This window comes from Corynebacterium evansiae, assembly GCF_027570065.1.
Taxonomy (GTDB): domain Bacteria; phylum Actinomycetota; class Actinomycetes; order Mycobacteriales; family Mycobacteriaceae; genus Corynebacterium; species Corynebacterium evansiae.
In genome coordinates this window covers 343,031-349,807 of the sequence record NZ_JAKMUT010000003.1, presented here as the reverse complement: position 1 = coordinate 349,807, position 6,777 = coordinate 343,031, and the positions used below count along the sequence as shown (strand labels likewise).

Here is a 6,777-nt window from a genome sequence, read left to right as displayed (position 1 = left end):
AAAGGGCCTGACCCCGATGCAATATCGGAATCAGACCCTTGAACCCCTCACCGCCTAGAATTAAACCAGTCCAACTTTCGGGGGCTAGTTCAATACCGGCGAGGGGATTTTCTCATTGCTCAGCGAAGTTCTAGTCCAGGCCAAATAGCTCCCGCTGGAATTGCGTGGGGTTCTTCAGCCGCTCGGCGTCCGGCAACTTACCTGGCAGGGTGGTGCCCTCCGCAAACGGCGCACCCGGCAGGTGGTCGCGGCCATGGGGTTGCGCCAGGCCTGAGAGCTCCGGTCCGGCCGGGACGATCTGCGTGGGATTCACCTCGCGGTGCACGATGTAATAGTGCTGCTTGATCTCCTTGAAATCGGTGGTATCGCCGAACCCAGGGGTCTGGAACAGCTCGCGCAGGTAGCCGTAGACGTTCGGCATCTCGCTGATCTTGTTCCGGTTCGTCTTGAAGTGCCCGTGGTAGACAGCATCGAAGCGGATCAGGGTGGCATATGCCCGGATGTCGGTCTCCGTGATGTGCTCACCCATGATGAATCGCCGGTTTTCCAGGCGCTCCTCCAACCAATCGAGGACCTCGAATACATCCTCATAGGCTTGCTCATAGGCATCTTGTGACGCCGAAAACCCAGCCCGGTACACGCCGTTATTGAACTTTCGGAAGATGAAGTCGTTGATCTCCTCCATCTCTTCCCGCTGCTCTGCCGGTGGAAGCAGGTTGGGAGCGCCAGCTCGCTGGTACTCGGTCCACTCTGTTTGGAAGTCGCGGACGATCGAATTGAAATCGTTGGTCACGACCTTGCCGCTTTCTTCCTCCACCAGCGCCGGCACGGTGATGCCCCGCGGGTAGTCCGGGAAGCGCTTAAAGTACGCATCCTGCAGGCGGGGGATCTGCAGTACGGGGTCGACGCCACCCGGATCCAGATCGAAAGTCCAGGAGCGCTTGTCGTGGGTAGGGCCCGCCAGCCCCAGGGAGATCACATCCTCCAGCCCCAGCAGGCGCCGCACGATGACCGCTCGGTGTGCCCACGGGCAGGCGCGTGCGGCGATGAGGCGGTAGCGGTTCGGCTGCACGGTCCAGTGCAGCGCGTCACCAGTGCTTCCACTGTTGCCATCCCCGCCGGCAGGCTGCGGTTCCTCGCCGGTCACGGAAGCAACGATGCGGTCGCCGATGTAATTGGTATCCCGCTTGAATTCGCCGTCCGTCGAGGCATTTTGGGCATCGCCGGCCCAGTCCTTCTGTGATTCTTTCTGAGCTTCCGTGGCCATGCCCTTCCTCCCTGTTGTTCGCCCTATCTAGCGTTAGGCTTCGCCGATCTCTGCGAGAACTTCCCGCATCAGCTCCGCCGCCTGGGTGGGTGTTTTACCCACTCGCACACCAGCTTCCTCCAGCGCGACCTTCTTTGCCTCGGCCGTGCCCGAGGAACCGCTGACGATGGCTCCGGCATGCCCCATGGTCTTGCCCTCCGGGGCAGTGAAACCTGCGACGTAGCCCACCACGGGCTTGGTGACATTCTTCGCGATGTACTCGGCGGCGCGTTCTTCAGCATCGCCACCAATTTCGCCGATCATGATGATCGCCTTGGTCTCCGGGTCATTTTGGAAGGCCTCGATCGCATCGATGTGGGTCGTGCCGATAATCGGATCGCCGCCGATGCCAATGCAGCTGGTGAATCCCACATCGGAGAGCTCGTGCATCACCTGGTACGTCAGCGTGCCGGACTTGGATACCAGACCGATCTTGCCAGCCTCACCGGCGGAATCAGAGGGGATAATGCCCGCATTGGACTGCCCGGGAGAAATGATGCCAGGGCAGTTCGGCCCGATGATGCGGGTCTTGGAGTTCTTCGCCAGGGCAAAGAAGCTCGCTGTGTCGTTGACCGGCACGCCTTCGGTAATGAGCACAACCAGCGGCATCTCTGCCTTGATTGCCTCTTCTGCCGCAGCCTTGGTGAACTTCGCCGGAACGAAGATCACCGAGACATTCGCGCCGGTCTCCTCCATTGCCTCAGCAACGGAGGCGAAAACGGGAACCTGCTTGCCGCCTTCGAAGGTGACCGTCTGTCCGCCCTTGGAGGGGTTCACTCCGCCGACAATGTTGGAGCCAGAGTCCAGCATGCGCTGGGAATGCTTCATGCCCTCCGAGCCAGTCATTCCCTGGACGATGATCTTGGAATCGCGATCTAGAAAAATAGCCATAATTTTCAGTCCTCTACCTGTTGGAATCCGTGATGCTTATTTGTTCTGATCAGCCTGGGAAGCCAGCTCCGCGGCCTTGCGCGCGGCGCCGTCCATCGTGTCTTCCCGCTGCAGATTCGGCAGGTTGGCATCGTCCAAGATCTTCCGGCCCTCTTCTGCATTGTTGCCGTCCAGTCGGACAACGAGGGGCTTCGGCTCGATTCCTTGGGTGTGCAGGATCTTGTAAGCCTGAATGATTCCGTTGGCAACCTCATCGCATGCGGTGATTCCGCCAAAAACGTTGACCAAGATCGACTGGACTTGCTCATCCGCCAGGATGACCTCCAAGCCATTGGCCATGATCTCGGCATCGGCACCGCCACCGATATCCAGGAAGTTGGCGGGCTTCGGCGAACCGGGGAATTCCTCGCCGGCGTAGGCGACCACATCCAGGGTGGACATCACCAGACCGGCACCGTTGCCGATCACACCGACCGAACCGTCCAGCTTCACGTAGTTCAAGCCCATCATCTGAGCCTTAAGCTCCAGCGGATCGGTGGTGTTGTGATCCACCAGCTCGGAATGCTCCGGGTGGCGGAAGTCTGCGTTGTCGTCCAAGGTCATCTTGCCGTCGATCGCCAACAGCTCCCCGGAATTGGTCTTGACCAGCGGGTTGACCTCAACCAGCGTGGCATCTTCGCCAACGTAGGTCTCGTAGAGCTTCTGCAGAACGGGTACCAGCTTCTCCACATCGTCTGCGGGGAAGCCGGCATCTTCTGCAATTTCGCGGGCAATGGAGTCCGTCAGCCCCTCCAGCGGGGAGAAATTGCGGCGGACGAGCGCCTCCGGCCGCTCCTTGGCCAGCTTTTCGATGTCCATGCCACCCTCGCGCGACAACATGGCAAGGTACTGGCGCTGCGTGCGGTCCAGCATGATGGAGAAGTAGTACTCCTCGGCAATGTCCGCCCCCTCGGCAACCATGACCTTGCGCACGGTGTGCCCCTTAATATCCAGCCCCAGAATGTCCTTCGCCGCCGCGGCTGCTTCGGCCGGCGAGTGGGCCAGTTTTACACCCCCGGCCTTGCCGCGGCCGCCAACCTTCACCTGGGCCTTTACGATTACGGTGCCGCCTAGCTTCTCAGCAGCCCGTTCGGCTTCCGCAGATGATGTAGCAACGATGCCCTGCAGGACAGGTACGTCGTAGTTTTCGAAAAGATCTCGAGCTTGGTACTCGTATAGATCCACTTAAATTCTCCATACAGTCTGTAGGTGGGAAAGGTCAGAATATGCGACGAGCCCACTTATGACCTACCTCACTTTGGAGGCAACTTTGTGAGCTCTCAGAAACCATCGTAATGAAAAAATGCATACTCGACAGAAAGCGCTGCTAGCTATCGTCCAGGGCGCGCAGGTAGAAGCGGCGGATAAGAGCACGCCGCGGCAGGTCGAGGACTGGGCGCAGCACGGGGAAACGGGCTGGCTGAGACTTGGCGTCAATAAGAAAAAGAACCCTTCCGTCCTGCAACCGCTCGAGGGTGAAGGTCTCCTCGCCTCGCTCGGCGTGGCCGGGGAGGGTGCCATAGGTAAAGCCGCACCGGCCGGGCGCGGAGACAACATCGACCACTCTGCAGCGAAACGTCCACGACCCGAAGCCCAGTGTGACCTCCGCGCCGGTCTCTACGACCTCGTGGGTGGGGTGCACTCGGAACAGGCCGCTGCGCTGCACACTCCAGCGGAAAAGCCTGGCCGCGGCGGCATCAAAGTCCGCATTGATGACCCGCGACATGTGCAGCTCCGGAAAGCCGTCGGTCGAGGTATAGGAGAGGGGAGTCATAGAAAGCCCCAGGCTACTTGAGGTGCCCGGCGATCTGCTGGTGTTCCGGCACATAGGGGACGAAATCTTGCACGTAGGCACCCATGGCAATCAGCGCGTTGACCCTTTCCCAGATCGGCGGGTGGGTAGCGGAAAAGTTTCGTTTCTTCGTCATGGCGCGCTTGAAGACGGACCCCTTCTTACCTGCGTCGGAATTGTGGAAGCCCTGGATGATGTCCTGCTCCGGGGCGTACAGAGCCAGGGAGCCGGGTGTGCCGTACATGGAGTTCTGCACCGTAGAAGGGTTCGCCTGGTGGAACGCGCGGATAGTGATCAGCGCTTGCGCTAGTGCGGTGGGGTTACGGCACAGGGAGACTCCATGGCTATCGGCCTGCTGCTCGCGGTGGCGAGACATGTAGGCCCGGGCGATGTTGGCCAGTGCAGGGGCGGCGAGGATAACGCAGAAGGAGATCAGCAAGATCACGATGGCAGCTACGGCATTGCCGCCGCCATTCGAGTTAGAGCTAGAGCGGCCTCGGTTGTTGTTGCTGAAACTGCCGTAGATAAACACCGACTGCAGGATCGAAATGACGGACGCGATGGCCACCAGCTGGGTCATCACACGATTATCGTCGGCGGTTAAGTGGCTCATTTCGTGGGCGATGACCGCCTGCATCTGCTCGCGGTTCAGCAGGTAGCCTAGCTCTTCGGTGACGACGATGGTGCCGGTGTGAGGCTTGTTGCGCTTGCCTCCCAAGGCATAGGCGTTGGGCACTCCGGTGCCAATAAGCACATAGACCTTAGGCGGGGAGGGCATGCCCGCGGCGATCGACATCTCCTCCACGATGTTGTAGACCATGCCCTTTTCCACTTTGCGCTTCTCGCCACCGATGGCGGAAATCACGGTCTTGGTGGAAAAGAAATACGAGTACAGCAGGATAAGCGCGGCAACCGGGATGGCGACCCCGGCGGAGATCAGAATGACCTTGCCCAGGGTGTTGTAGTCAATATCGCTTCCCTGGATACCCACGTAGGCTGCACAGGCGCACGCGACGATGGAAAGCTGCAGCACAAATACGTTCGCAATCCACGCGACAGCGATGCCTTTGCGTAGCTGCGAAAGCGATTCATCAAAGGTTCTCGGCTGGTTGGCCATTGTCCGTTATCCGTCCTTTCAGCCTCTCAGTGCGCAAGCGCGGCCGGGCAGGGCAAGAAGGCTAGAAGGAAACGTCCGGAGCCTGGCGCTTGGATTCCTCCACCTGGAAGAACGCGAAGGGCTGGAAGCCGTGCACGGAAGCGACGATGTTGGTCGGCACGGACTGGATGGCGGTGTTGTAGGTGTTCGTGGAGGCGTTGTAGTACTGGCGGGCAAAACCCACCTTGTTTTCGGTGGAGGCGAGCTCCTCCTGCAGCTGCTGGAAGTTGCGGGAAGCCTGCAGCTCCGGGTACGCCTCGGCGGTGGCACGCAGGGTAGCCATGGTGCGACCGAATACAGCGTCTGCCTGGGAGGCATCCTGCACGCTGCCGGTCGCTTGGGCGCGGTCGGTGGCGGTGCGTAGCTCCGCGATGTCGTGGAATACCTTGGCTTCGTGGTTGGCGTACCCCTTGACGGTGGCCACCAGGTTGGGGATCAGGTCGCCGCGGCGCTGCAGCTGGGTATCGATCTGGGCGTAAGCCTCGTTAACCGTGTTCCGCTTCTTGACGAGGCTGTTGTACATGGCGAACCAGATGATGGCGAGGACTACGAGGATGGCGAGGATGATAACTGCGATGATCATGTAAGCAAAACTTCCCTGGAAACTCTTGAACGTACCTATCTAGAAATTCTCGGCGCGTGGCGGTTCGGTAGTGACCCGCACAGGCTAACAGTGTTGGAATGTATTATCGCTAACGTTTGTTCCCGGCGCAGGCCGGAAAACTTGGAAAAATCTCTAGCTAGGGTTGGGGCCATGCCTAAAAACACAAACTCTATGGTCGAACGCCAGCTTTCCCACCGCACGATCAGGGAGTTCACGGATCAGCCGGTGGACGACCAGACCCTGGAAACCATTTATGACGTAGCCATGCGCACGGCATCTTCCCGCGGGATGCAGCAGGCCAGCATCATTCGCGTGACGGATACGCAGCTGCGGGAACGCCTGGCGGAGATCGGTAACCAGGAGTACGTCCGCCGCGCGCCCGTGTACCTGTTGTTCCTGGCGGATACGGCGCGGAATGCGCAGATCTTGCAGGAAAACGGGGGCGACCCGCGAGCGGCTGGCCGCACGAAGGCTTTTGTGGAGGCATTCACCGATGCCTGCCTGATGGCGCAGAACGTGGTGAACGCCGCGGAGTCCTTCGGCCTGGGCGCCAACTTCCTGGGCAATATCCACAACGACACTGCCGGGGTTATCGAACTGCTCGAGCTACCGCGCTACACCTTCCCAGTGGTGGGGCTTACCCTGGGCTGGCCGAACCAGGATCCGCAGCTGAAGCCTCGCATGCCGCGCCAGTTCCGCGTGATGGAAAACGGCTACCAGACCAGCGAGAATCTGACCGCCGACCTGGCGGAATACGATGCGGAGATGACGACCTATTACGACCTGCGCAACGCCAACCAGCGCGTGGATAGCTTCACCAATCAGGTCTTAAAGAACTTCCCCTTCACCCGGGACAGCAATGATGACTCGCTGCAAGCTGCGCGCTGGCAAGGCTTTATTGTTTAGCGTTGTTCTTTGTGACGCCCTCACTGTCATTCGCGCCTAACCTCAAATTAACCTGCCGTTCAGAAACCTGGGTTAGTGTCCGA

7 protein-coding genes are annotated in these 6,777 nt (G+C 59.8%); 1 reads left to right on the top strand and 6 read right to left on the bottom strand.

The window, feature by feature from the left end; translation table 11 throughout:
• Positions 1-130: 130 nt before the first annotated feature.
• The 6 genes from L8V00_RS05205 to L8V00_RS05180 all read right to left on the bottom strand — a co-directional run bounded on the left by L8V00_RS05205 (position 131) and on the right by L8V00_RS05180 (position 5,767).
• Positions 131-1,267 (bottom strand): glutathione S-transferase family protein, encoded by a 1,137-nt coding sequence (locus tag L8V00_RS05205; protein ID WP_269944396.1) that lies wholly within the window; start codon positions 1,265-1,267, stop codon positions 131-133.
• A gap of 33 nt (positions 1,268-1,300) precedes the next feature.
• Positions 1,301-2,197: a succinate--CoA ligase subunit alpha gene (gene sucD, locus L8V00_RS05200; protein ID WP_049050360.1), complete on the bottom strand. Its 897-nt coding sequence runs from the start codon at positions 2,195-2,197 to the stop codon at positions 1,301-1,303.
• Positions 2,198-2,233: 36 nt separating this feature from the next.
• Positions 2,234-3,421, bottom strand: a complete 1,188-nt coding sequence (sucC, locus tag L8V00_RS05195; protein ID WP_049050361.1) for an ADP-forming succinate--CoA ligase subunit beta — start codon at positions 3,419-3,421, stop codon at positions 2,234-2,236.
• 142 nt (positions 3,422-3,563) lie between these two features.
• Entirely contained in the window at positions 3,564-4,010 is a 447-nt protein-coding gene (locus tag L8V00_RS05190) for a DUF1990 family protein (RefSeq protein WP_269944395.1), read from the bottom strand.
• Positions 4,011-4,023: 13 nt separating this feature from the next.
• Positions 4,024-5,145: a M48 family metalloprotease gene (locus tag L8V00_RS05185; protein WP_269944394.1), complete on the bottom strand. Its 1,122-nt coding sequence runs from the start codon at positions 5,143-5,145 to the stop codon at positions 4,024-4,026.
• Between the two features lie 61 nt (positions 5,146-5,206).
• Positions 5,207-5,767 (bottom strand): LemA family protein, encoded by a 561-nt coding sequence (locus tag L8V00_RS05180; protein WP_269944393.1) that lies wholly within the window; start codon positions 5,765-5,767, stop codon positions 5,207-5,209.
• A 171-nt stretch (positions 5,768-5,938) separates the two neighbouring features.
• Here L8V00_RS05180 and L8V00_RS05175 point away from each other — a divergent pair, with 171 nt between their 5' ends.
• Positions 5,939-6,694, top strand: coding sequence for an NADPH-dependent oxidoreductase (locus L8V00_RS05175; protein ID WP_269944392.1), 756 nt, complete (start codon positions 5,939-5,941; stop codon positions 6,692-6,694).
• Positions 6,695-6,777: the final 83 nt, after the last annotated feature.